Here is a 23,198-nt window from a genome sequence, read left to right on the forward strand (position 1 = left end):
TCCCATCAGTAACCTGGACCGGGAAACCGTAACCGGAACGTAATCCCCGGTATTCCTGTCCAACCTTCGTTCAACCCGGCTCAGAGCCGACCGGCAGGGCTTCACTCCTCGCCCAGAATCCCATCCACGAAGGACTCGGGATTGAAGGGGGAAAGATCATCGGGCCCCTCGCCCAGACCAACCAGCTTGACCGGCACGCCCAGCTCCCGCTGAACGGAGATTACGATACCACCCTTGGCCGAACCGTCGAGCTTGGTCAGGACAATGCCCGTTACACCGATGGCCTCCGCAAAGACCCTGGCCTGGATCATCCCGTTCTGCCCGGTGGTCGCATCCAGGACCAGGAGGACCTCCTCCACGGGGAGGTTCTTCTCGATCACGCGGCGGATCTTGCCCAGCTCATCCATCAGGTTGGCCTTGTTCTGAAGCCTGCCGGCGGTGTCCACAATCAGGACGTCGGCACCCATCTCCTTGGCCCTGGATGAAGCCTCGAAGGCAACCGAGGCCGGGTCGGCACCCTCCTTGTCGCTGCGGACGACCGGAACACCCACCTTGCTGCCCCATGTTTCCAGCTGGTCGGCGGCTGCGGCGCGGAAGGTGTCGGCGGCCCCCATGACCACCGTCTTGCCATCGGCAACGAAGAGGCGTGCCAGTTTGCCGGCCGTCGTGGTCTTGCCGGTTCCATTGACCCCGACCATGATGATGACCGAGGGTTTGCCGGTTTCGGGCTTATCGGCCTCCAGGGTTCGGTCCATGCCGGGATCTACCAGGTCGATCAACCGCTTCCTGAGACCAGCACGAACCGCCTTGGGATCCCTCTCACCACTGACCCGGGCATCCGAGCGCAGCTGATCGACCAGCTGCTCACTGGCCTCAGCCCCGACATCCGCCATGAGCAGGGTGTCTTCAACCTCCTCCCAGTCGGATTCACTCAGATGGTCCTTGGTGAGGATGGCAAAAAGTGCCTTCCCGAAGGGGTTGGGGCTCTTCGCCAGCTTGGCCTTGAGCCTGGTCATACGCGAGGCAGAAGACTCCGGTTCCAGAGACACCCCGCTCTTCGAGGGTTCCCCGTCCTGGCCCCTTGCGGCATCTCCTGATGCCCGCGTGCCCCCGTCGGAACCCTTTTCGGTCCTGCCCGGGACCTCTTGCTGCTTCGCCGGATTCGAATCGGACCCTGCGGGCTGCGAGCCGTCCCCGTTCTTGTGCCGGGACTTGGACAGGAGACATACCCCTGCCACGACCAGGGCCAGAACGACGACAAGTGCTATGGCTATAAACAGGTAGGACGTAGTCATACCGACAAGATTAGGGTCGCGAACGGACACGGGGAAGGCAAGACGCATAGCCCGTCACACGTTCAGCGGAGAAGCCGGGCAACGGACCGGATACCGGGTAACCACATCCGCAATTCTCTCGACGACGGGTGAAGGAGACCGCTCCCGTATCTTATGCCGCCAAGGGAGAGGGTGATTCCCTGAGACGACCTGTCAGGCAGTGGGGCTGACCGCCGGTATGGCATCCGACGTTACCGCCACCGGCTCACCGGCCTGTGCGGATTCTTCGACGATGAATCCTTCGAACCCATCGTCCGTATGCGGTTTCAGAGGCGTGACCAAGTTCCCCTCATTGGTCTGCCAGAGCTCGATCTCGTCCGTAAAGTCCGAGGACAAAAGCGCTCTCATTTCCACCACCGAGGCGGAGTTGACATATACCGGGCACTTGATGGAACCTGGCCCACCCTCCTCGGAGTCCTCCGCGCTTCCGTCCGGGTTGGGAATAAAGGAGAGCCTGCCTCCACCGATGCGGGGCAACCTGTCCTCACGCCGCCGCCCGGCACCCCTGAACACACGCTCATTCAAAGACTGGGAGAAGGCGCGATTCGCTGATTCCCCGCGCGCCAGACGCAGGACGTAGACGATGAATGCCACCACTACCAGCACCCATATGAGCACAATCACCCAGACCATGGTTTCATTCTCTCAGACGGAGATGCCGATGTGGTGGCAATGGTTGAATATGCCAACCTATTTCACAAGCTGACCCGTGATGCTCCACGCTGTGGACCATGCCCGCGGCGGCCGACCGGCAGACCATATACTGGGCATGAGCACACCTAGGCAAGGAGCCGCCATGACAAACGCCATCGTACTGATTACGGTCCAGTCCGACAGAATCAACGAAGTGGCACGTGCCATTGTCGAAATCGACGGGGTCAAGGATGTCTATTCCGTGGCTGGAGAGGTCGACCTGGTGGCCGTGGTCTCCACTGGCAAGTTCGACGATCTGACCGCCGTCATCCCCGGTGGCATCGCCAAGGTACCAGGCGTGACCGGAACCCAGACCCTTACGGCCTTCCGCACATATTCCCGTGAAGACATGGACGCCGCATACGACCTCGGCCTGGACTGATTCACTGACCCTCGACGGTTATCGGAGCTGCTCGCGGCTCGCGGGTCCGCCTCTGTGCAGATCACCTATATGAGCGGACGGACCCGTACCTTATAAGTCAATCCAGTACCGCTGAATTCCAAGCCCGTTTGCTGTATATCGGGTGTCTTCCAGCCTGCCGCCATTCGACAGGATGGTCTGTCGGCTGCCCTCATTATGTTCGTCGCAGGTGACCAGAACCCTGTCCAGCCCTTCCTGCCGGGCCACACCCAGGCAGTCTGCCAACATTTGATTGGCGTACCCACGACGCCGCCTGTCCGGGCGGACCGAATAGCCGATATTTCCTCCCAGCTCCAGCAGATAATCATTCAAATCGAGGCGCAACTGAATCATCCCGACCAGAGTCCCATCAGGCTCCAAGGCCAGGAATTGCAAGGCCGGCACGTATCCCGGAGGCAGGTTCTCCCCCTCGGCCTCATTGACGACCTGGGGCAACCAGTGCCGCCTGACCTGCTCAAGCGACGTGCAGTCCTCCAGACACCCCAGACCAGCCAGTTCATCACCGGCTACGGCCTTGCATGCCTGCATGTACTCCCATGCCTCGTCGGCATACCCCGTCGAAGCCGCATCGAGACGAACCAATCGAATAGCCATACCCGCTCCTTGATTAGCCAACATTCTACACGCCGCGAAACGAAGCCTTGGTTGCTCTTCTTTCCGTCATCTCACCTGACACCACACCTCGGAAGAAACCGCGAGATTGGAAAATATCGTCCCAGCCGTGTATTTTTGTTGTGTTGCCCCTCTGGCTCAATGGTTAGAGCAGCGTCCTTTTAAGTCGTGGGTTCTCGGTTCGAATCCGAGGGGGGGCACAAATCTGCTCTTGCGGCACGGCTAGGTACCTAAGTCCGCACGTTTTTCCATAGTACCCGTTTCTCTCCGACATGTACGAACCCGGGATAGGACTGAGCAGCCCAGGCCAAGAAAGAGGAAGCATGGATAAGGAACCAACCTCCGGCGACCAGGAAATCAGTCCTCCATCCGGCCTGGAGGACTCCCAGACCCCTCCAGCGTCCGAATCCGCAGAGGACACCGACGGAGCGACCAGGACCCGGCCCAGGTGGATGATCCCAGTCGTCACCGCCGCCGCCGTGGTTGTCCTTATTGCAGCTGGCCTGATCTGCTGGCGGGTGGTTTCCAATCGTCAACACACCCAAGCTGTTGAGCGGTGCTCCGGGGCCGTGGCGCGTCTGGAGAAGCCGGCCGGCGGTGCCGCCGCCAGGACGGCACGCTACCAGGAGGCTGCAGGTATCAGCTCCGATCAGGTCAAGGATGTCAAGACGGTGATTGCCATGGCCAGGGCCGTCAAAAACGCCGGCGGCATCAAGCCGCAGCCGGTCAGGTGCGATGCGTCCATGAAAACTCAGGACCTTGAGGCCGCCGCCGACAAGGCGAAGGACCTGAACGACAGGTACGACAAGCTGGACCGGGCCGCGAAGGCGGTTCTGGCCTCCCGGGACGCGAAGGACCTGGACGACGCACGCACCGCCCTGGCCGCGAAGAGGGAAGAGGCCTCCAGGCTGCTGGGCGACAGCGACGGGAAGGTGACGGACAACACCACCCGCGAGACCCTGCAACAGGCCATCGGCCAGGCCGAGCAGACCAAGGGCGACAAGGCGAAGGCCTGGCGGGATGCGGTCGGTCCGCTCCAGTCGGCCATCGACCAGGTGAACGCCTCCATGCAGGCCAAGACCCAGGCGGACCAGCAGGCCGCAGAAGAAGCCGCACAGGCGGCGGCGCAGCAGGCCCAGGCCGTCCAGCAGGCGAGACCCTCCTACGGGCGAGGTGGAGGCGGAGGCTGGTCAGCCCCCGCGCCGGCCGCTCCTGCACCCTCAGTACCACGAGGAGGAAACTCCAGCGATGACTTCAATTGGGAGCAGTGGCTGCAAACTCAAGTGCCACTCGGCAATGGATGCAATTCAGCTGGTGTGTGCGCCATTGGGTGATTGATTAAAGATGTGCCAGCGGGACCGGTTTCTTGCAGGTCTCCTATCCCGCTGGCTTTTATTGTGGACGACCATAAGGCCGTCCCCTTCATAATATCGGAAGGGAATTGAGAATGTGCAAAAGTCAGGGAAGATCAGGGCCTGGGCCGGTCGACTCGGGCGGCTGGACTCCGGGACGATGCTGCGCAAGGGCCTTGCCGCCGCGGTGGCGGGGCCTCGATGTTGGCGGGTGTCCCCGCCGCTTTCGCCGGTGGCGGTGCGGGCAATTCGGACGGCCAGGGCGGAGGGGTGATGGACACCCAAGTCAGCTGAGTCCATCAGGAGGCGGATAATCGCACGTTCGGCCCCGCTGCGGATCTGAACAGTGTCCACAATGCGCTTGGCCGGATGGAGGTGACCATGCTTCCCGGACGGCGTAGCCCATGCCCAGAAGGCCCTGAATGAGGCCGATGCCAAATGCCTGCCCCGCTTCAACGAGGTTCTCCCGGACCAGTTCGGGCAGAGGCAGTGCCAAGTGGTCTGTATAGGTGTCATAATCGGCATCAACGAGCAATTCAGGGGACCTGTACAGGCAGAGTCCGCCCCTTTCGAAGCTGTATCTCAGCCGTCCCTCTTTGCCGGCCTCAATCAGGGTCGCATCCCACAGGGCGGCCACATGTTGCAGCCCCTTCTTGAAGTGGGTCACGAAGTTCCTGGTTTCGGCGTAGTTAGAACCCATCTGCTTCTGCAACGTCGTCCAGGGGATGACCGGGGTCCGGTGGTAGCTCGAATGGTTGAGCGCGCATATGCGCTGGGACAGCCAGGCGTAGATGTCGAAATCAACGCCCTTCCCGGTCATGGTGAGCAGTTCCACTATCTCGGTTGACAGCGACGTGCTCCTGGACATCCTGTCCCAGGTCTCCTTCGTGAGCTTGATGTACGACCCCTCGGAGGCCGCGTCCTTCGGGGTGTACCGGGACCACCCTACATCTGATTTTTCGACCAGGGTCACGTCCTTGCCAGTCACCCAGCCTGTCTCCGGCGGGGTCCCCGTCCTGGTTATGGTCATGCTGAAGTCGGAGAGGGCACTGATCTGGTGGCTGAAGTCGTCGTAGTCGGCCGCCGTGGGTTTCCTGTGCATTCCCAGGTCGTTCATCAGCTCCCTCAGCGTGGAGGGGAGCATGATGACGCGGTCGGTGTTGTGGTCCTTCTGGCGCACCACCTGGGTGCTTATCCATACCAGGAGCAGTCTGGCCTTCTTCCCATAGGGCCAGATGTGGGTGACCCCGCCATCTTCGTTCTGGATGGTGTGGGGGTGGATGACGTACGTCAGGTTGCCGTTGGTCCTGACCCACTTGGCGGTGTCAGGCCCGGGGTTGCGGATGGGGAGTCCTATGCGGCAGAAGTCCTGCATCAGGTATGAGCGGTTCTGCCTGCCGAGCTGCTGCCATTGCAACCCGTCCGGAGAGTCCGGTTTGTAGTAATCCGTCATATGGGGTACACTCTCTCTTGTTCAATTCATTTTCTGACCTCCGTTCTGTTACAGCAGGCGGAGGTTTCTTCTTGTTCAGGCCCATCATACCCATGAATCGGGGACCCCTTTCAGCGGCCTCTGGAAGTCCCGTTACGGGCGGTTAGTTCCTGTTTGGCTTTCCCTCGTCTTGGATTCGATAAAATCGGGAATTCCCCTTTTCCGGTCTTTGGCTGATGGGTTGTTGTCGGGTCTATTGGCCTGTTCTATGGAAGTCCGTCAGTGCATCCTCTATGCGTCGAACGAGTAGATCCGTTCGTTGCAGTGCCGGTTTGTCCTGTTCCGCCAGGCTCAGGATCCGTGAATACTCGTCGGCCGGGTTCTTGCCGAACATCGTGCATACCGAGGTGAATTCACCCACGGTCAGCGGGGTGCTGCTGTAGTGGAATATCCTGTATAGCCTCGACTCCGAGCAGTCCAGCAACGTGGCCAGGTCGCGGGCGTTGATTTTCGGCTTGTTTTCACGGAGAAAGTGTCTGACGAGGTCGATTGTCCCCTTGTCGATGGCGGTCCATTGGCTAGCCTTCATCATGATGACCCAGTTTACATGAACGGCTCTTCAAAGCCCGGTAAATCGTCTTCTGTCCACGGGAAGTTTACCGGGGCTGGGGTCCTCCAGGCCCAGGCCGTCCAGCATTGTCAGGTAACACGTTCTTCTTGCTCATTGATCAATGATGGTCGCATTATGCTTATCGTGTTTGATCTCCCTCGCGGCGCGAAGTGGGAGACCCGGCAGGTGCACGGTTCATGAGCAGTGACGCAGTCGGTGCAGTCAGGGAAGGGGAGACGGGATGATGCATAAGTCGACGGACATCTCCCCGGAGAGGCCGCTTCATGCTGCGCGGACCGGATGCCCGCAGGAAATAGAAAACCCCCGGTTGCCCGGGGGAGTACACGTTCGGGACCGGTGAAATCCGGTGACTTATCAGCCAAGATTAATCACCGGCACAACCGAATCCCATTGAGGTAAGGATGAACATGTACAAGGATCCACTTGTAACACGGAGCCTCGCGCTTTCCTCTGATGTCGTAGGGAATCGTACACGTTCGCAGGAAGAGGGGATATGAACAAGGAAGAGGAAGAACGGATCACGAAGACCGTGGCCGATGCGGAGGAACCCGATCAGGGCCGCGCGCCGGACAAGGACGATGCAGCCGAGGGGCACACCCGGCAGGGGACTGTGATTATTCCCCTCCTTGTGCTGGTTTCCCTTGTGGTTGCAGTGGTTGTTGTTTGTCTCGTCTATACGGGGATGTCGCACCACTCGGTCAAAGAGCGGTGTTCCATGGACGCAGCCTCCCTTGAGGAGTCTTCCGCATCCAGGGCCGCCCTCTGGAGGAAGGCCTGGGCGGTCAGTTCCGATCAGGTCAAGGATGCCAAGACGGTGGTCGCCATGGCCAGGGCCGTCAAGAACGCCGGCGGCATCAAACCCGAGACTGTCAGGTGTGATGCCTCCATGTCCACGAAAGATCTGAAGGCTGCCAAGCAGAAGGCTGAAGACCTGGACAGCAAGTACGACAAGCTGGACAAGGCCGCGAAGGCAGTTCTGACCTCCAGGGACGCGAAGGACCTGGACGATGCACGCACCGCCCTGGGCGTAAAGAGGGAAGAGGCCTCCAGGCTGCTGAGCGACAGCGACGGCAAAGTGGCGGACAACACCACCCGCGAGACTTTACAGAAGGCCATCATCCTGGCCGACCTGGCCAAGGGCAAGGCCAAGGACTACCGGGATGCGGCCGGTCCGCTCCAGGCGGCCATCGACCAAGTGAACGCCTCCATGCAGGCCAAGGCCCAGGCGGACCAGCAGGCCGCAGAACAGGCGGCACAGCAGGCGACCCCATCCTACGGCGGCGGATACACGCCTTCCTACCGGCCCTCCTACGGGCAGGGCGGTGGCGGAGGCTGGTCAGCCCCCGCGCCAGTCCAGCAGCCCGCACCTTCAACATCACAAGGAAGTAGCCAGAAATGGAATGACTTCATCAATGAGCCTGATAACTCAATGCACGGCTGTAGGCCGGATGGCGGCTGTGGCATTGGGTGATTGATCAAGATGTGCCAGCAGGGCCGGGTTCTTGGAAGGTTCCTCTCCCGCTGGCTTTTCACGGACGACCATGAGTTGGTGTACAAGTTTGATGTGGTGGCGCATGGTCCGGAGACGGGCCTTGCTCCCGCCCACTCTTGGAATGGTACCTGGATTACTCCCTTAACCTCCCCGGAGGAGGCATTCGAGGGCCTTGGATACTCAGCTAGTCGAGACCCAGTAGCTGCTAGATGGACAGTTCGATTTCTGTCTATGCCTGCCGAGGTTCCCTTCTTCGCTATGCTGCAATTCACCGTTAGGAACCGACCGACATGGCGCATTCAGCTCTTTCTAGTCTCGCGGTCTTACGACCCTGTCGAACATGCGACACAGACCGCTTTGGTCGCCGAGGACGGCGTTCTTCGACGCTTGGATGTTCTCCTCTTTGGATATGCGGCTCCAGGGAATCTCCCACCCCGCTTCATGCGCAACGATGCTCCAATAGGCCCGCTGGGTCCTGCCGTTGCCCTCACGGAACGGATGGATCACGTTCAGGTTGTCGAAGTTGACGGCCAGCCTGGCAACGAACCTGTCCCTGTCCATTCCCCTAAGCCGGTGGTCCTCCCTAAAAACCTCCTCGTAGTACCGGATGGCCGTGCGGAAGGTGACGACGGGTTGGAACAATGGCCCGCCACCTTTACTCATGTCCACCGTCCTCAACTCCCCCGCCCACTCATATACATCCTGGAACAAGGCCTTGTGCATCTCCTGGACCTGCCTAAAAGTGCCGTCGATTTTCGGCGGGTTCTCCATGAGCTCGTTCATTCTCAGGAACACCAGATCGTTTTCCCTGCACTCCAGATCGGACCAAGTGGTCGCCCCGACCTTGTTTCTGAGCACGTCGGCGCCCTCTACGAGATAGGAATCGTGCGGCGCGCCCATCTCAGGACTCCAGTCCGTAATGAGATCTGGTCCGCTTGACCAGAGTGGGAATGTCGGTCCGCCCCTCGACCCACTCTCGGACCTGCTCCCGCATCCACGGCGTGATGGATCCGTTCTCCATCTCTATGGAGTGGATGCTCTCCTCCGCAATCTCCCTGCGGCCATGAATCTCCGTCGTCATGTCCCGTCACCTTCCTACAAGGTCATAGTTGAGGGCCAGGTAATCTACGCTGGTCTCCCGGATACGACCTGGAGCTTCAACAGGTCGCTCTTCCATGGACACCTGACAAGCACACCCCACTCATAACGAAGGAACCTCTGTGCAGTGAGGCGCGTGCCCGCCTGTGCCAGGCCCTCTATATCCTACGTGGACGATCAGCATCCCTCCCCCCCCCTCAGTTTCGTCATATCTCTTATCTTCCTGACTTCCCCTTGTTGGGGTCGGGAACTGGGGCTGTTCTGATTGGTTCGCTGTTCGTACACCGCTTTCTTGAGATTCATAGATTCCTCACGTTCCATAACATAAAGGTTCACATGTTTTGAACGAAAAACGGGGCGCAACGGAAAAAATCAAAAGGAATATGGAACTATCGAAAACACAAGGCAATTGAGCGACTCGACCTATCCAGAAGTCCCGGTTCAGGGATCACGACGAATTGAAAAGTAAGCAGAAGCTCTATCAGGGTTCGCTGCTGTCCTGGACGACAGCAACAGGTCCGCATGCCTAGTGATTTTGCGGTAGGCTCGTATCCGGTGTTCACTGACTTCTGATAGGTTGACGCGCAATGAGACGGCAGAAGGCAGGAACACCGCCCGGACAGCACGAGGTACCGATGCCCCAGGGCGATAGGCAGGAAGCACCCAAGGCTCCCTCGGTCTTCACTTCCCGTCGACCTGTGCGAATCTGGAGGGAGAACCGAGTGGCCCGAAGCCGAGAAAGAGGAACCATGGACAAGGAACCCACCACTGACCGCCGGAAGACCAGCCGCCGTCCCAAGTGGATGGTGCCTATAACGGCTGTCGCTGTCGTTGTTGTGTTGGCAGTGGCCGGCATCGTCGGGTGGAGCCTGTATGAGCCGCGTCGGCACGATTCCGCAGTAGCGAGCTGTGTAGCATCGGTCAAGTCCATGTACGACAGCTCCAGGACCGCACAGGCCACAGTGGACCAGCATCAGGAGGCGGCCGCCATCCGGGCTCCTCAGGTGCAGAACCCGAAGACGATAAGCAACATCCGCAAACTTGGCAACACCATCAAAAGGACCAGCGGCACCAGGCTGCAGAGTGTCCAATGCGACGCCGCCATGTCCACAGCAGAACTCCGCGACGCAACCGACACGGCCCGTCGATACGACACCAGGTTGAACGAGCTCTCCAGCCAGTACACGGAGGCCGCCAAGGCCGTGGTCGCTTCACGAGACGCAAAGAGCCTCCAGAATGCCAAGGACACCTTAGACAGGCGTAAGGGCGAGGCGTTGAGTCTTCTGGTCGACACCGATGGAAAAGTAACGGATGGCGCTGTACGCGATGGTTTGCAGACCGCCATCGAGCAGGCCGGACAGGCCAAGGGCAACAAGCCAGATGCATACCTGGAAGCTGCCGCCTCACTCCAGGCCGCCATCGACCAGGTGAACGCCTCGGTTCAGGCCCAGACTCCAGCCGGCCAGTAAGCCCAGCCTGTCCGGCAGTCGGCCCCCTCCACGGTGCGGCGACTGCGCCCCGCCCTGCCGGACGGGATGGGGAGCAGGCAGACCGTCCATTCCGGCGCTCACACCTAAGGGAAGCGGAATACCAACCGTTCGTATCTGTTGTATACTGACGAGGCCGGTCGCGAAGAGTGCCGGCAAGGTTTGATAACTGAAGATTGGGGCTGATCGGTTTCGACGGTGACCTGTTCGTCGCAGGGAAGCGTGCCGAGAACGCGGGGGTCCGCTCGTTAATGTCCTCCCGCAAACAACAAGTGCTAAATCTAACCGCACTGAGTTCGCTCTCGCTGCCTGAGCTTCGCGCCAGGATAAACCAGTGAGCAGCTGCTCCGTTCACTCTCCTTCGCCTTCGGGGGGATGCTGAGCGTCATTAAGAAGACTTGCCCGGACCGCTGCACCGCAGGACGATCCGGGGACTTTTCCTGCGGCTATGCCCGCCACCAGTCGTCTGCGACACAGGTGGGGGCAGACAGATAGCCATAACGGCCAGCAGACTACGCACGTAGAAGACTGAGGGTACGGTCATCGGACCGGGGTTCAATTCCCCGCAGCTCCACTTATTTACCAGGCGCCACTTTGCACATAGAAAAGTGGCGCACCCAAACGATAACAAGACCTAGTCACACTTTTCTACATCTCTTTGTCGTATAGAGCTATCTGAGTTTTGTGGCGGCCAATTGAACATATATAGATGTCGTGTCCGGCAATAAGCGGTCAAAAAGCGGCAGATATGAGCGCTCTGAGAGCCGACCGATCTCTGCGGCCAAGTACATGGAGTACATCTGTTAGACGCGCAAAACCACCACCGATCACCTTTGCCTCGACTGATGACGTCAAATATGTCACCGCTCCATAAGATTCGTGGCGCTCTCAGTCCCATCCAAAGTCGTGGCACACCTTTGCGTGATGGCATGCGCAACAAGCTCAAGAGTGCTTGGGGAGATGTCTCCCCAAGCACTCAATAGCAGGCCACAAAGAAGAGTACTTGCCAACACATCAAACTGCCGATTGCTCCCTCAAGCTTCGAATCTAGAGCGAGATTGTTCTCAGCAACTCTCATGCAAGTACACTTACTTTTAAGACCACAAGGGCATCCAATAAGGCCACTAACCGCACAAGCCTCACTGCCCGACTTACGTATCGCCGCATTTAATTTCACTGGCGCTCGTCATGCGCAACAAACTGTTGCCCAACAACAAGAGATCCTGCCGTAGAGGCAAGAAAACACAACAAAGACTTTTCCCGGTTTAGCAAGGAAAAAGGCTTAAATCATGGACGAAAATGGCGGCCTTGAGACATGTCTCACACAGGTCTCAATATAGGAGATAATAATTTATCCTATAGAACAGACTGCTACGGTTAGTTACAGGTATTGGGAACCTGATTGGACATTGTCGGTATTGACATTGTTGGTGTCGGACCACCTTGGGGAAGACTGGATGGTCCGTCCGACGGGTCGATGTAATGCGTGACACCGGCTTACAGTCCGCGAATCAAGGGTAACGGTCAGTACCTGTTGTCAATGAAGGGGTATGCAAGTATGCGTTTGAACTACAGTCTGCGCCGTACGCTGACACTCATAGTCACCGTGCTGGGTCTCATGTCGAGCCTGGGCATGGCTGTCGCCAGTGCAACCGATACCCCCGAAGAATCAGAGGGACAGCAGGCCTCTTCCGTCATTGAGGGGTCCACTGGCACCAATGACAACGACGAATCGGACACTTCTCTTCTGACGCCCACCCCCTCGCCTGCCACAACGCCAGGCAATGCGCTAAGCACCACTCCTGCGACCCCGACCGACTCATCCACAAGCGCGCCATCTCCAACAATCGGTGAAACAGATGATGCGGAGCCTTCCTCAACCGAGCCGGCGGAAAAGCCAAACAAACAGACCTCGCACGTGGTGCGGTTCGACCTGTCGGACGGAACCCCGCCCACGCAAACGACCGTGCAGGATGGCACCCTGGCCGGCCCGCCGGAGAGCAACCCGCAGCGCGAAGGCCATCGATTCAACGGATGGACATACAAGGACCAGGTCTTCGACTTCCGGATTCCCGTCCGCGAGGACATGACTCTGACGGCCCAGTGGGTCCAGGACACGGATTGGCAGCTGAGTCCCGATCATGGACCTGCCTCAGGGGCCCGCCTGACCATCAACCCTCCTTCCAGCAAGGAACCGCGCTTCTCCCACCTGGAATCCTCCGGAGACCAGCTAATCGGGCAGACCAGCAACGGTGGTCTTTACACTTGGAACGGCGCAGCCACTCCAACGTCCATTCCGGCCCCGTCTGAGTCTCGGAACGCGTTCCACTACCTGCAAGCAGGCACCGGTGACCACTGGCAGGCGGCACTGGGATCGGATCATCACCTTTACACCTGGACCGTCAAGCAGCCCTCGCCCACGATTCCTGACGTCACCCGGGAAACCCTGTATACAAGCATCAGCACGGACATCAGTCATGGATGGCTCCTGGCCGTTGATCAGCAAGGTCGCATCCACACGCTCCAAGCTGATGAGACCAAAACCGAGAAGGCAGGCCCGCGCCTGTCCGAACAAGCCGTGGTCACCCTGCCCGAGCAGGCACATGCGACGCTTGTCACTACGGCCGCCGACCAGGCCTTGGCCGTGGACACGAACGGGCAAGCCTGGACTTGGAACATGACCGGTGCTGATGCGCACGCCACGCGCATCAGTCAGCCCGCAGATACTCCCATCATCCAGGTCGAAAGCGTCGGCACAGGCTTCGTCCTTATGGACACGACTGGCCAAGCCAGCTATTTGGCAGGAGACAAAACTGCGCCCTCCGCGATTCGTCTGCCAGATGACAAACGCCCAAACCGGGTCAGCAGCAGCGGCAACCAGGTGCTGATTACGGACACCAAAGGCCAAATCTGGGCGTGGAAGCCGAACAGCACACCTACGCAAGTGGACGGCGGGAAGCAGTCCTACATACAGGCACTCACAGTCGGCAGCAAGACTGTCGCCCTGAATCTGCAGGGAGAGTTGCTTGCGTGGAGCACCAAGCAACAGGACAGGCCTGTCAAAGTCGTCGTCACCAAAGAGCCGACCTTGGACGCGGCCAGATTCGACGACCAGCCCATGACCCTGACCCGCAGCGGCGATGCCTGGCAGGCAGACGCACCCGCGAGGCCAGCAGGGCAAGCCACGGTCACCATCAGCGGCAAGCAAGACAACCAGCCCTTCTCCAAGAGTTTCACCTACACGGTGGAAGAGCCTCTCGCCAGAGCTGCTGCACCAAGCCCAACATATACAGTCACGTTCGACGCGGACGGAGGCAGCCCCCGACCCGGCGCCCAATACGTCCCCAGTCCGTATGGGCGTGTGCAAAGGCCCACAACGAATCCGGTACGCAGCGGTTACCTGTTCGACGGATGGTTCAATGGCAGGATTGCCTATGACTTCAGCAAACCCGTCACTTCGAACCTCACTCTGACCGCCCACTGGACACTCGACGGTCAGGACACTTGGCAAATCGACCCGGACAGGGGCAGCCAGTATGGCGGACAGAGCGTGCGCATCACCCCACCCCTCAATAGGGGCATCAAGTTCAACCAGACCAGCAGTGCGACGAACCTCAACGAGGAACCCCACAGGGGGTATTCTCTGGCCATAGGCAGCGACGGGAATGCATATGCCTGGGGTTCAAACCAGCATGGGCAGCTTGGCGACGGAACAACCTCCCTCCGCAGAGCTCCAGTCTTGGTGAAAAAACCTGATGGAGCCCCGGCGGATTTCACGTACGTACAAGTCAGCGCTGGGGGTTATCACTCCTTGGCCCTAGGCAGTGACGGATACGTGTACGCCTGGGGGCTTAACAGCCATGGGCAGCTAGGAAACACCAATTGCGGCGATCAAACCACCACGCCTGCGAGGGTGCGCGACCCCAATGACCCTACGAACCAATACAAGGGCCTAACCGCAGTCCAGGTAGACGCCGGCGCTTTGAACTCCATGGCGTTGGGAACGGACGGGACCGTATACACCTGGGGCAGCCAGGCAAGAGGGTGGAACGGAACCGTATTCACCGATCGACAGCCTGTTCCCGTCCCGGTCAAGGACCCCGCGAATTCATCCAACAGTTTCCGCGCCGTACAGATCAGCACCAACTGGTCCTTCAACCTGGCCATCGGAACGGACGGTTACGTGTACGCCTGGGGGTACAACAATTTCGGCCAGCTCGGCAACAATCGCCTCGATGGTCCAAATTCCACCGTCTTTTATCCGACCCCCACACGCGTTCGCGATCCAACCTGCCCCATGGACGCATCCTGCGGCTTTAAAGCGGTCCAGGTCAGTGCCGGAGGCTGGCACGCACTTGCCGTCGGCACTGATGGGAAAACCTGGGCATGGGGGCAGGGCCAGTATGGCCAGCTCGGCAACAACAGCATCGATAACGCCTGTATCCCCGTTCTTGTTTGCTCCCCTTGGGGCAACGGAAACCTGAACGCGACGCAAGTGATTGCCGGCCCCAACGACTCGTTCGCAATTGACTCGGCTGGAACCGCCTGGGCATGGGGATGGAACTGGCATGGACAGCTCGGCGACGGCAAAAAAACAGGGAATAGCCCAAACTGTGTGCCTGTCAAGATACTCAGTGCTGTCCATATAAGCGCAGGTTATGAACACACGATGGCAATCGGCCCGGACGGAGATGCCCAAGCATGGGGAGACAACATCTTTGGACAGCTCGGCAACGACGGTATCTTCTCGCAGACCTCGACTCCTGTACCGGTATTGTTTAACAAGCGGCCGGTGATCACCAGAGTCAGGTTCGACCGGAGCCCCGCAACAAGCCTGACCATCAACAGTGACGGCCACAGTGCCACCGTGGTCACTCCTGCGCATCAGCCCGGGATGGTGACGGTCACCGTCGACTACACGCTGGAAAACGTACGACAGATGCCGGATACGTCGCTATCGTACCTGTACCTGCCCGCAGGCACCCTCCTTCCCAACGCAGGAGGGGCCGGCATGATGCTCACGCTGCTTACCGGCGTCGTCGCCATGTGCGGCATCGCGGCGCAGCGCCATCACAGGCAATCGAGACAACTAGATACTTCGCTTGAGTAAGGCTGTCGAGTCGGCCCACCCGACTCGACAGCACCGGGGAAAGGCCCGGGAGCATCAATGACCATCCCCAACTGGTCGATGCTCCCGGGTCTCATTAATATCATCGCATCATCGGACACAACCAATGCGGATGGTTACCGATTGTAAACCGATATGCAGAACAAAATGAATAGCCGACCACCTGGCAGCCATAACCCACACCAAACAGCGGATCTACTTGCTTTCAGATCTACCTATGGCGGCAGCGGCCGGCAATCCCAGCAAGGAGAGCACGGCAGCAGTCAACATGGCGGCTTTGAAACCGGAGGTGAAGGCAGCCGGCGAAGAGGCGCTGCCCCTGGCATAAAAGACAAGCACTGAAACAGCAACGCCCACCGCTCCACCGAGAAGACGAGACATGTTATAGATACCGGACGCTTTGCCGCTATCAGCAGACGGCACCGCTCCCAGCACCGCCTTCTGCAAGGCGGGGCCGGCCATCGACAAGCCGGCACCGGAGATGATCAGGGGCAGAACCAGGGCCGCATAGGTGAACTCGCCACCGGTCGTCAGACCAATCCAGAAATATCCCAGGCCCTGCAGGAACAACCCGAGTGCGGCAACCATCCGTTCGCCGAACCTGTCCACCCACTTCCCGGCCAGGGGTGCGACGACAACCAGGGTTCCCGTCCAGGGAAGAAGCTCGAGACCGGCGACCAGGGCTTTCGCACCACCCACCACCTGTAGCTGCTGAGGCAGGAAGAAAACCACCCCGTACATGGAAGCGTACAGAAGGAAGGTGGCGAGGTTACCTCCATCAAAGGAGGGGGATCGGAAGAAGCTCAAGGGAATCATAGGATTCGACTGGCCGCGTTGGCGCAGCATGAGCACAGCCCACAAGGCAACACCGGCCAAGCCGAGCACTATAGAGAAGCGGCTCCAGCTCTTGTCGGACAGCCCAAGTATCAGAGCCACGGAAGCGATAATGACCAGCACTGCATCCACCAGGTTGATGCGCCCGTTTCCTGGCGTATCTTCGGGCAGGTACTTGTGGCTCAGCCAGATACCGGCCAGACCGATCGGGATGTTAATCCAGAAAATCCACTGCCAGGTCAACTGGGAGACGATAAGACCGCCCAGGGCCGGACCGACGATCAAGCCCAGACCGCCGATTCCAGAGTAAATGCCCAGCGCCTTGCCCCTGCGCTCAGGTGGTGTTCCTGAGGCCAGAATGGTCATCGACATGGGCGTCAGCACGGAGGCGCCCACACCCTGCACCACACGGGCGGCAATGAGCACGGCAATGGAGCCTGAAAGGGCGGCCATGAGGGATCCCAGGACGAATACAGCCATGCCAGCCATATACACAGTGCGGTGCCCGAATCGGTTCCCCAGGGCCGCACCGACCAGGAGGACCGCAGCGATTGTCACATTGTAGGCATTGAGCGCCCACTGCAGTGAGGTGATTGAAATACCGAAGTCATGACGAATGGCAGTGGAGGCGGTGGTGACAATCATCGAGTCCATCATCGACATGAAGAAGCCCAAGGAGGTGAGACCCAGAATCCAAAATGAACTGGTCGGCTTGTGTTTACGCATAGGAGAGTTGACTTTCTGCGACTTTTAACTATTTAATAGTTCATGAACTATTAAATAGTAGCACGACATCGACCACTCTCAACAAGCACCCGGACACCGAATCGGAAGAGCCGGTGGACCGATTCCCGCATCAGGAGAACAGCCTTACAGGGCCGCAAGGAATCCGGGGGCGTACCGGCGGAAGGTCTCCTCGTTAAGGGAGACATACTTCTCGCGCGAACGCCGCTCGTCCACCGTAAGACCAGCCTCACGCAGGGTCCTGAAATGATACGAGCCAGCCGAGGGACTCATCTGCACCATTTGCGCGATCTCCCCGCAGGTCACACCTCTGCACACCCTTTTGAGGTAGCGCACAATCTGCAGGCGGGTCGGATCGGCGAGTGCCTTGAGCACCCTGACCCGTGCCTCATCATCTTCTGTTGCAAGAGAGGACCCATCACCCGTCGTTTCAATACTCATACAAGTATTGTAGCGACCGCGCTCCCCTCCATGAGGATTGCCGATGAGTCCCAATCAAAACACCCGAGCCTGGACCCCGGGGAGATAATACTGCAAACACTCCGAGAGCCAGGCTCGGCGGCTCAGCACCGGTTTATCCCCGGGTCGCAATCCGGGTCTCCAAAGCACTACGCGTCCAGGCCCGCACAACCTCTTCGGCACCCCTCCTGAAGGGGGGGGTTACGCTCGAATCCGCCTGAACACCCAGGTGACCAGTTTGCGCAGCTCCGAGGCCACCAGCACGAGGGAGGCCAGAGCGATGCACTCAAGCCAGGCCTGGGGCTGGAGGGGAACGGTGCCGAAGGCCTCGCCCAGGAAGGGCACATAGATAACCAGAAGCTGAAGCAGGATCGAGATCCCTATGGCACCCCAGAGCCAGAGGTTGCTGAAGAGCCCATGGAAGGCCGACTTCCGGGACGAACGCGAGGCCAAGGCGTTGAACAGCTGGGCGAAGACCAGGATAGTGAAGCCCATGGTCCGCGCCTCCCTGATCTGCGCCTCGTGACCAATCATCTGGACAGACCTGTCGGTGAAGAGGCCGCCGCTCAGGTGCATGTCCATGCCGATCAGGGTGACCGCAGCCATGACCAGGCCTATATAGACGATGTCGAACCACATATCCCGATCGATCACCCTGTCGCTGACGGATCGGGGCGGGCGGTCCATCAGATCGTCGGTCTGGGGATCCACACCCATGGCCAGTGCGGGCGCCGCGTCGGTCAGGAGGTTGATCCAGAGCAGCTGGGTGGCCAGGAGAGGCACGGTCACACCCGCCGTACCAGGCTGGGATATACCCAGAAGGCCGGCGAAGACCACACCGCCAAAGACCGTGAAGACCTCACCCATATTGGAACTGAGGAGGTAGCGCAGGAACTTGCGGATGTTGTCGAATATGCCCCGGCCTTCTCGTACAGCCTGAACGATGGTGGCGAAATTATCATCCGCCAGAATCATCTTGGCCGATTCCTTGGTGACCTCGGTCCCGGTGATGCCCATGGCTACGCCAATGTCGGCAGCCTTGACGGCAGGGGCGTCATTGACACCGTCGCCGGTCATGGCCACGACCTTGCCCTGGTCCTGAAGGGACTCGACAATCTTCAGCTTGTGCTCAGGGGCCACGCGAGCGTAGACGGAGACCTTGGAGGTGGTCTCCCGCAGCTGGTCAGCATCCATGGCATCCAGTTGCTCGCCGGTGCAGGCGGGCTGCCCGGGTTGGATGATACCCAGGTCCCCTGCGATTCTGGCTGCTGTGAGCGGATGGTCGCCGGTAATCATGATTGTTCTGACTCCGGCCTTGTGGGCCTGGTCCACCGCCTGGCGGACCTCGGTGCGGGGCGGGTCGATGATCCCGACCATGCCCGTCCAGATCAAGTTGTTCTCCAGATGGGCGCTTTCCTGAATCACCGTGTCAGCGGACAAGGTGACCGCCGCGGCATACTGAGACTGTTGGTCTGTTCCGACCGCCGCTGACGGCCCCTCCCCTGCGTCGGTTTCGGCCAATGATGACAGCTCCTGGCCGGACACAGGCCGGAAGGCCTGCCCCAGGGTCCTGTAGGCATCCGCCGAGAGGTTGCTTACCTGGGCAAGTATCCCCTCCCGATCGGCACTGGTCATGGTCCTGACCTGACCGCCTTCAAGAATCCTGTCGCATCGATCAAGCAGCACATCGGGAGCGCCCTTGCAGAAGAGACGCGTCTTCCCCTCGTCACCGGTTCTCGAAGCAGCCAGAACCGACATGAGCTTGCGTTCGGACGTAAAGGGAATCTCGGCAAGACGACGATAGCCATCAGCTCTGGAATCGGCTCCCACCTTGCGGGCGGCGACAATCAGCGAAACCTCCGTGGGGTCGCCGACTATCTGCCAGTGCCCCTGGTCGGAACCGGACTGGGCATCGGAATCCGACTCGACATCGCCCCCCTGCCAGTGAAGGTCTCCGTCGTTGGCGACGGCTCCGACCATCAGGGTCTCTTCAACCTCCGCAGCCAGGGATGAATCGATGGGATCGGTCAGCTGATCGTCGGCCCCTGCGGACGCGACCGGCTGCATGGCTCCCTCCGGGGTGTACCCGGTACCGGTGAGCCGGACCTGCCCCGAGGGGACAACCACCCGCTCAACGGTCATTTCATTGCGGGTCAGCGTCCCCGTCTTGTCGGAGCAGATGACCGATGCCGACCCGAGCGTCTCAACCGAGCTGAGCTTCTTGACGATGGCATGGTGCTTGGCCATGCGCTGCACACCCAGGGCAAGGACCACGGTCAGGATGGCCGTCAACCCCTCGGGTACGGCGGCCACGGCCAGGGAAACGGCCATGAGCAGGGAGTCAATCAGGTCCTGAGTCGTCTGGAAGCCCTCCATCAGGGCCAGGGCGGCCAGAACCAGGACGGCAATCAGGCAGACGGCCAGTCCAAGGAGCTTGGAGACCCTTGCCATCTCCTTTTGGAGGGGCGTGGGCTCCTCCTGGGTATCGGCCAACATGCCGGCAATCCTTCCGACCTGGGTGTCCATGCCGGTGGAGGTGACAATCATGCGACCTGTGCCCTGGGTCACTGCGGTGCCGTTGAAGACCATGTTGGCCCTGTCGCCCAAAGCCTTGGGCCGGTCAAGCCGACCGGGCCTCTTGCCCACCGGCAGTGACTCGCCGGTCAGCGATGCCTCGGCCACGCGCAGTCCCGCGGCCTGGAACAGTCTCCCGTCAGCACCGACCGAGTCTCCCTCGGATAGGACCACGACATCACCGGGCACAATCCTGCTGGTCTCCAGGCTGACCACCTGACCGTCGCGCAACACCGAGGCACGCGGAGCCGTCATGCTCGCCAGGGCATCCACCGCCCGTTCGGCCTTGGCTTCCTGGGCGTATCCCAGGGCGGCGTTGAGGATGAGGATGATCATGATGACGATGGCGTCAAACGGGAGGGGCTCGCCCCCACCGGCCGCCGGATGAGAACGCTCCACCATCCAGGCCACCAGCGAAATGGCCGTGGCCACCAGCAGCAGGTAGACCAGGGGATCCTTGAACTGCTGAAGGAACTTCCTCCATGCGGGTACAGGAGGCGCCCCAGCCAGTTCATTTGGGCCGAACGCCTCCAACCGACGTGCCGCCTCAGCCTCGTCCAGGCCCCGGTCAGGATCCACATTCAGCGCAAGGGCCACCTGTTCGGCATCCGCCGTGGAGGGATCCTTGAGAATGGTGTCATTCGCGGTGCGCCTCAGCTCAGAGTCCTGCCCTGCAGTCGGAGCCATCCCGGTATCAGTTGATTGTTCTTGCTTGGAGCCGCTGGTCAACCCAGTCATGCCACTCTCCTGCTTATGCCACGGAGTAGTCAACGCCTCAGGGGCCCATTGAAGGAAATCAAAAAACGGCCAGACCAAAACGCTGCGTGGTTGTTTACCAAGTAGATATCACAATATACACAGGCTCTGTCAAAACCGTCAAGGCTGCCGCTCCGAGGAGTGCGGCTAGTCAAGCAATCGGAGCATGCTCTTGTACTCCACTAATTTGATCCAACGGACTTCAAGGTGCCATATGAGACCATGAGAGTCGCGGCGACGCCGATGACCAGCAGCAGGAATCCGACCAGGCAGAACGGCCCTAGAGGAATTGGCGTATAAGCAACAGACAGGCCTATACCGCTAAAGGCCAAGGCTACCGCCGCCACAACCACGCATATAGCAACCACAGCGATTAAGGCACCGGCAAGTATGTTCACGCCTGTCTCCAGGACAGCCGACCAAACGATGGACTGCCGTGATACCCCAATTTGATAGAGTCTCCGATTTTGCCCCTGCCGCTCGGAGAGGGCTATGGCTATCGACTGAAGCAGGAAGATGATTGCGAGTGCTGTACCGCCGACAATCATAACGGACAGCGCGTGCTGACCTGAGACGCCACGCTGTAAGAACCGATCTATAAAAGCAGATCGGGTTTCCACCGACATTCCCTTGATTCCGGCACCACGAATTGCTTTGGTTATATCACTGATTGCCGATGGCGAGGACGCGGAGATAAGCGCTAAGACCTGCTCCTCCTCGCCGGCATGAGGTAGTCCGTCAGCTGAGGACAGGAAGTCCATAGGCAGAGGGGGCGTACCCTCGGGCGGCCTGACGATGGCAGCCACGGTCAATTGATAACGTTTATCACTGCGATCAATCAAGGTAACCTTGTCACCCAGCCGGTAATCGGTGTTTTGGTTCGACACGGCAATTTTTCCGGGGCCCAGGTCAGACAGGCTTCCTTCGACCGCCTCGGGGGCGGTAGCCCTCCTCGCACCGTCTCCGACCAGCCCATCCGTACCGTTCTGCCAGGCCACCTGGAATGTTCCTGAGGGATTCTCCACGGCCCAGGTTTGGGTTGTATAGATATCGGCTCCACGGACTTCATCACCCAGGTCCCGTATGGTCGATGACAGCTCGTCGAAGCTTTCTTCGGTGTCAGAGCTTACGATCACATCCGCTTTAAGCGGCTGCAGGTTTAACATGTTTCCTCCTATGGAACCGGCCTGGAAGACCGCCAGGAAAGAAATCACAATCGTCAAAACCATCATGACAGGCAAGGCGACTGCCGTAGAACCGGCCGTCTCCCTTCTGGCCCGCTGACGAGCCAAAATCCCCGGCCCACTGGCCAGCTTTTCCGGAATCAAACCGAGCAGCGAAACCGAACCAGCCACAAGAAGAGGGGAAGCTGCATAAACAGTGCAGATTACCAAGATGACCAGCAGCATACAGCGCATATCAAGAGGCAAGGAGATCGGAGCGAAACCGACGAACAAGGAAAGCAGAACCAGAAGGCAGGAAATGGCAATTCGGAGCTTGCCCATCTTTTTGGCGCCCTTGACAGACTCTTGCGCCATCAGCCCCAGCGGTGGCACTTTATTCAACTTTCGTATTGCCAGCCACACTCCCAGCAGACAGACGACCATCATGAAAGCAAAGGACAGAACAGTAACTGACGGACGGATCCTCAAATCAAAGCTCACTCCCGAACCAGGAAACTCCGAAGGGCCCGAAAACGCCCTTCCCATAGGAACAGCCAGGACAGACCCGAGCAAGGAACCTACGATGTTCGCAAGGGCCAAAGGCAAGGCGAATTCACACAGCTCCATCACCATGATTCTTGTCCGACTGGCTCCATTAAGCCGCATCATTCCGAACTCTCGCCTACGGTCCTGCACCAGGAAGGAGACTGAGGCAAGAACGAGGAAGATGGAAATCAATCCTATGCACAGCACAGACACCGTGGATATCATAACGACATTCCGATATGGCGTTTCTGCCATGAGACGGCGCAAGGTATGCATGGATCCCATTTTCCCGATGCCGTCCTGCATTCTGCCAGCCATGTAAACCTGCAAGGTCGAACAGAACAGAAGAGAGGTCACGCACACTGTCACGGACATGACGATATACGAGGCGCTATGAGCCTTGACCAGAGACCAGACAAGCGCTGCGAGTGAGACCCTCTTC

The 23,198-nt window shown here is 59.4% G+C and carries 15 protein-coding genes, 1 tRNA gene, 1 other RNA gene and 1 pseudogene; 7 read left to right on the forward strand and 11 right to left on the reverse strand.

Annotated elements, in window-relative coordinates; translation table 11 throughout:
• Nucleotides 1-101: 101 nt before the first annotated feature.
• Together ftsY and BINDI_RS06580 are read right to left on the reverse strand one after the other, a co-directional pair.
• Nucleotides 102-1,037, reverse strand: a pseudogene (gene ftsY, locus BINDI_RS06575) (signal recognition particle-docking protein FtsY); the annotation flags it as partial.
• 450 nt (nucleotides 1,038-1,487) lie between these two features.
• Nucleotides 1,488-1,967, reverse strand: coding sequence for a hypothetical protein (locus tag BINDI_RS06580; RefSeq protein WP_033491121.1), 480 nt, complete (start codon nucleotides 1,965-1,967; stop codon nucleotides 1,488-1,490).
• A gap of 163 nt (nucleotides 1,968-2,130) precedes the next feature.
• Between BINDI_RS06580 and BINDI_RS06585 the strand changes: the two genes are divergently transcribed.
• On the forward strand, nucleotides 2,131-2,409 hold the full coding sequence (locus BINDI_RS06585) for an Lrp/AsnC family transcriptional regulator (RefSeq protein ID WP_033491119.1): 279 nt from the start codon (nucleotides 2,131-2,133) through the stop codon (nucleotides 2,407-2,409).
• 90 nt (nucleotides 2,410-2,499) lie between these two features.
• On the opposite strand, the gene BINDI_RS06590 is transcribed toward BINDI_RS06585, so the two are convergent.
• Nucleotides 2,500-3,042, reverse strand: a complete 543-nt coding sequence (locus tag BINDI_RS06590; protein WP_051875738.1) for a GNAT family N-acetyltransferase — start codon at nucleotides 3,040-3,042, stop codon at nucleotides 2,500-2,502.
• Nucleotides 3,043-3,187: 145 nt separating this feature from the next.
• On the opposite strand from BINDI_RS06590, the gene BINDI_RS06595 reads away from it, so the two are divergent.
• Nucleotides 3,188-3,260: transfer RNA gene (locus BINDI_RS06595), tRNA-Lys, on the forward strand.
• 123 nt (nucleotides 3,261-3,383) lie between these two features.
• Nucleotides 3,384-4,394: a hypothetical protein gene (locus BINDI_RS06600; RefSeq protein ID WP_051875739.1), complete on the forward strand. Its 1,011-nt coding sequence runs from the start codon at nucleotides 3,384-3,386 to the stop codon at nucleotides 4,392-4,394.
• A gap of 304 nt (nucleotides 4,395-4,698) precedes the next feature.
• Here BINDI_RS06600 and BINDI_RS06605 read toward each other — a convergent pair whose 3' ends face one another.
• Nucleotides 4,699-5,865, reverse strand: coding sequence for a replication protein RepA (locus BINDI_RS06605; protein WP_033491117.1), 1,167 nt, complete (start codon nucleotides 5,863-5,865; stop codon nucleotides 4,699-4,701).
• Between the two features lie 232 nt (nucleotides 5,866-6,097).
• A complete protein-coding gene (locus BINDI_RS06610) occupies nucleotides 6,098-6,436 on the reverse strand; it encodes a hypothetical protein (RefSeq protein ID WP_033491115.1) in 339 nt (112 codons plus the stop codon).
• A gap of 532 nt (nucleotides 6,437-6,968) precedes the next feature.
• Here BINDI_RS06610 and BINDI_RS07215 point away from each other — a divergent pair.
• Nucleotides 6,969-7,946: a hypothetical protein gene (locus tag BINDI_RS07215; protein WP_051875740.1), complete on the forward strand. Its 978-nt coding sequence runs from the start codon at nucleotides 6,969-6,971 to the stop codon at nucleotides 7,944-7,946.
• Between the two features lie 330 nt (nucleotides 7,947-8,276).
• On the opposite strand, the gene BINDI_RS06620 is transcribed toward BINDI_RS07215, so the two are convergent.
• Nucleotides 8,277-8,867, reverse strand: coding sequence for a Fic/DOC family protein (locus BINDI_RS06620; RefSeq protein WP_052109001.1), 591 nt, complete (start codon nucleotides 8,865-8,867; stop codon nucleotides 8,277-8,279).
• Between the two features lies 1 nt (nucleotide 8,868).
• Complete coding sequence (locus BINDI_RS06625) at nucleotides 8,869-9,048, reverse strand: antitoxin VbhA family protein (protein WP_033491114.1); 180 nt, start codon at nucleotides 9,046-9,048, stop codon at nucleotides 8,869-8,871.
• Between the two features lie 766 nt (nucleotides 9,049-9,814).
• Between BINDI_RS06625 and BINDI_RS06630 the strand changes: the two genes are divergently transcribed.
• The 3 genes from BINDI_RS06630 (at nucleotide 9,815) to BINDI_RS07220 (ending at nucleotide 15,662) form a co-directional block, all read left to right on the forward strand.
• Nucleotides 9,815-10,534, forward strand: coding sequence for a hypothetical protein (locus BINDI_RS06630; RefSeq protein WP_033491113.1), 720 nt, complete (start codon nucleotides 9,815-9,817; stop codon nucleotides 10,532-10,534).
• Between the two features lie 196 nt (nucleotides 10,535-10,730).
• Nucleotides 10,731-11,129: a transfer-messenger RNA gene (gene ssrA / locus BINDI_RS07360) on the forward strand.
• Between the two features lie 981 nt (nucleotides 11,130-12,110).
• Nucleotides 12,111-15,662 (forward strand): RCC1 domain-containing protein, encoded by a 3,552-nt coding sequence (locus BINDI_RS07220; protein ID WP_052108999.1) that lies wholly within the window; start codon nucleotides 12,111-12,113, stop codon nucleotides 15,660-15,662.
• 213 nt (nucleotides 15,663-15,875) lie between these two features.
• Here the strand turns inward: BINDI_RS07220 and BINDI_RS06640 are convergent, their stop codons facing one another.
• The 4 genes from BINDI_RS06640 to BINDI_RS06655 form a co-directional block, all read right to left on the reverse strand.
• Nucleotides 15,876-17,240 (reverse strand): MFS transporter, encoded by a 1,365-nt coding sequence (locus tag BINDI_RS06640; RefSeq protein ID WP_033491111.1) that lies wholly within the window; start codon nucleotides 17,238-17,240, stop codon nucleotides 15,876-15,878.
• Nucleotides 17,241-17,384: 144 nt separating this feature from the next.
• Nucleotides 17,385-17,699, reverse strand: coding sequence for an ArsR/SmtB family transcription factor (locus BINDI_RS06645; RefSeq protein WP_033491109.1), 315 nt, complete (start codon nucleotides 17,697-17,699; stop codon nucleotides 17,385-17,387).
• 219 nt (nucleotides 17,700-17,918) lie between these two features.
• Complete coding sequence (locus BINDI_RS06650) at nucleotides 17,919-21,029, reverse strand: cation-translocating P-type ATPase (RefSeq protein WP_033491108.1); 3,111 nt, start codon at nucleotides 21,027-21,029, stop codon at nucleotides 17,919-17,921.
• 200 nt (nucleotides 21,030-21,229) lie between these two features.
• Entirely contained in the window at nucleotides 21,230-23,131 is a 1,902-nt protein-coding gene (locus BINDI_RS06655) for an ABC transporter permease (protein WP_158332607.1), read from the reverse strand.
• Between the last annotated feature and the right edge of the window lie 67 nt (nucleotides 23,132-23,198).

The organism is Bifidobacterium [indicum] DSM 20214 = LMG 11587, from assembly GCF_000706765.1.
GTDB lineage: Bacteria > Actinomycetota > Actinomycetes > Actinomycetales > Bifidobacteriaceae > Bombiscardovia > Bombiscardovia coryneformis.

Coding starts and splice junctions, on each gene's coding strand:
- BINDI_RS06655 (WP_158332607.1), bottom strand. CDS start 23,131: ATGTCCGTGACAGTGTGCGTGACCTCTCTTCTGTTCTGTTCGACCTTG.
- BINDI_RS06645 (WP_033491109.1), bottom strand. CDS start 17,699: ATGAGTATTGAAACGACGGGTGATGGGTCCTCTCTTGCAACAGAAGAT.
- BINDI_RS06605 (WP_033491117.1), bottom strand. CDS start 5,865: ATGACGGATTACTACAAACCGGACTCTCCGGACGGGTTGCAATGGCAG.
- BINDI_RS06650 (WP_033491108.1), bottom strand. CDS start 21,029: ATGACTGGGTTGACCAGCGGCTCCAAGCAAGAACAATCAACTGATACC.
- BINDI_RS06620 (WP_052109001.1), bottom strand. CDS start 8,867: ATGGGCGCGCCGCACGATTCCTATCTCGTAGAGGGCGCCGACGTGCTC.
- BINDI_RS06630 (WP_033491113.1), top strand. CDS start 9,815: ATGGACAAGGAACCCACCACTGACCGCCGGAAGACCAGCCGCCGTCCC.
- BINDI_RS06640 (WP_033491111.1), bottom strand. CDS start 17,240: ATGCGTAAACACAAGCCGACCAGTTCATTTTGGATTCTGGGTCTCACC.
- BINDI_RS06585 (WP_033491119.1), top strand. CDS start 2,131: ATGACAAACGCCATCGTACTGATTACGGTCCAGTCCGACAGAATCAAC.
- BINDI_RS06625 (WP_033491114.1), bottom strand. CDS start 9,048: ATGACGACGGAGATTCATGGCCGCAGGGAGATTGCGGAGGAGAGCATC.
- BINDI_RS07215 (WP_051875740.1), top strand. CDS start 6,969: ATGAACAAGGAAGAGGAAGAACGGATCACGAAGACCGTGGCCGATGCG.
- BINDI_RS06610 (WP_033491115.1), bottom strand. CDS start 6,436: ATGATGAAGGCTAGCCAATGGACCGCCATCGACAAGGGGACAATCGAC.
- BINDI_RS06580 (WP_033491121.1), bottom strand. CDS start 1,967: ATGGTCTGGGTGATTGTGCTCATATGGGTGCTGGTAGTGGTGGCATTC.
- BINDI_RS07220 (WP_052108999.1), top strand. CDS start 12,111: ATGCGTTTGAACTACAGTCTGCGCCGTACGCTGACACTCATAGTCACC.
- BINDI_RS06590 (WP_051875738.1), bottom strand. CDS start 3,042: ATGGCTATTCGATTGGTTCGTCTCGATGCGGCTTCGACGGGGTATGCC.
- BINDI_RS06600 (WP_051875739.1), top strand. CDS start 3,384: ATGGATAAGGAACCAACCTCCGGCGACCAGGAAATCAGTCCTCCATCC.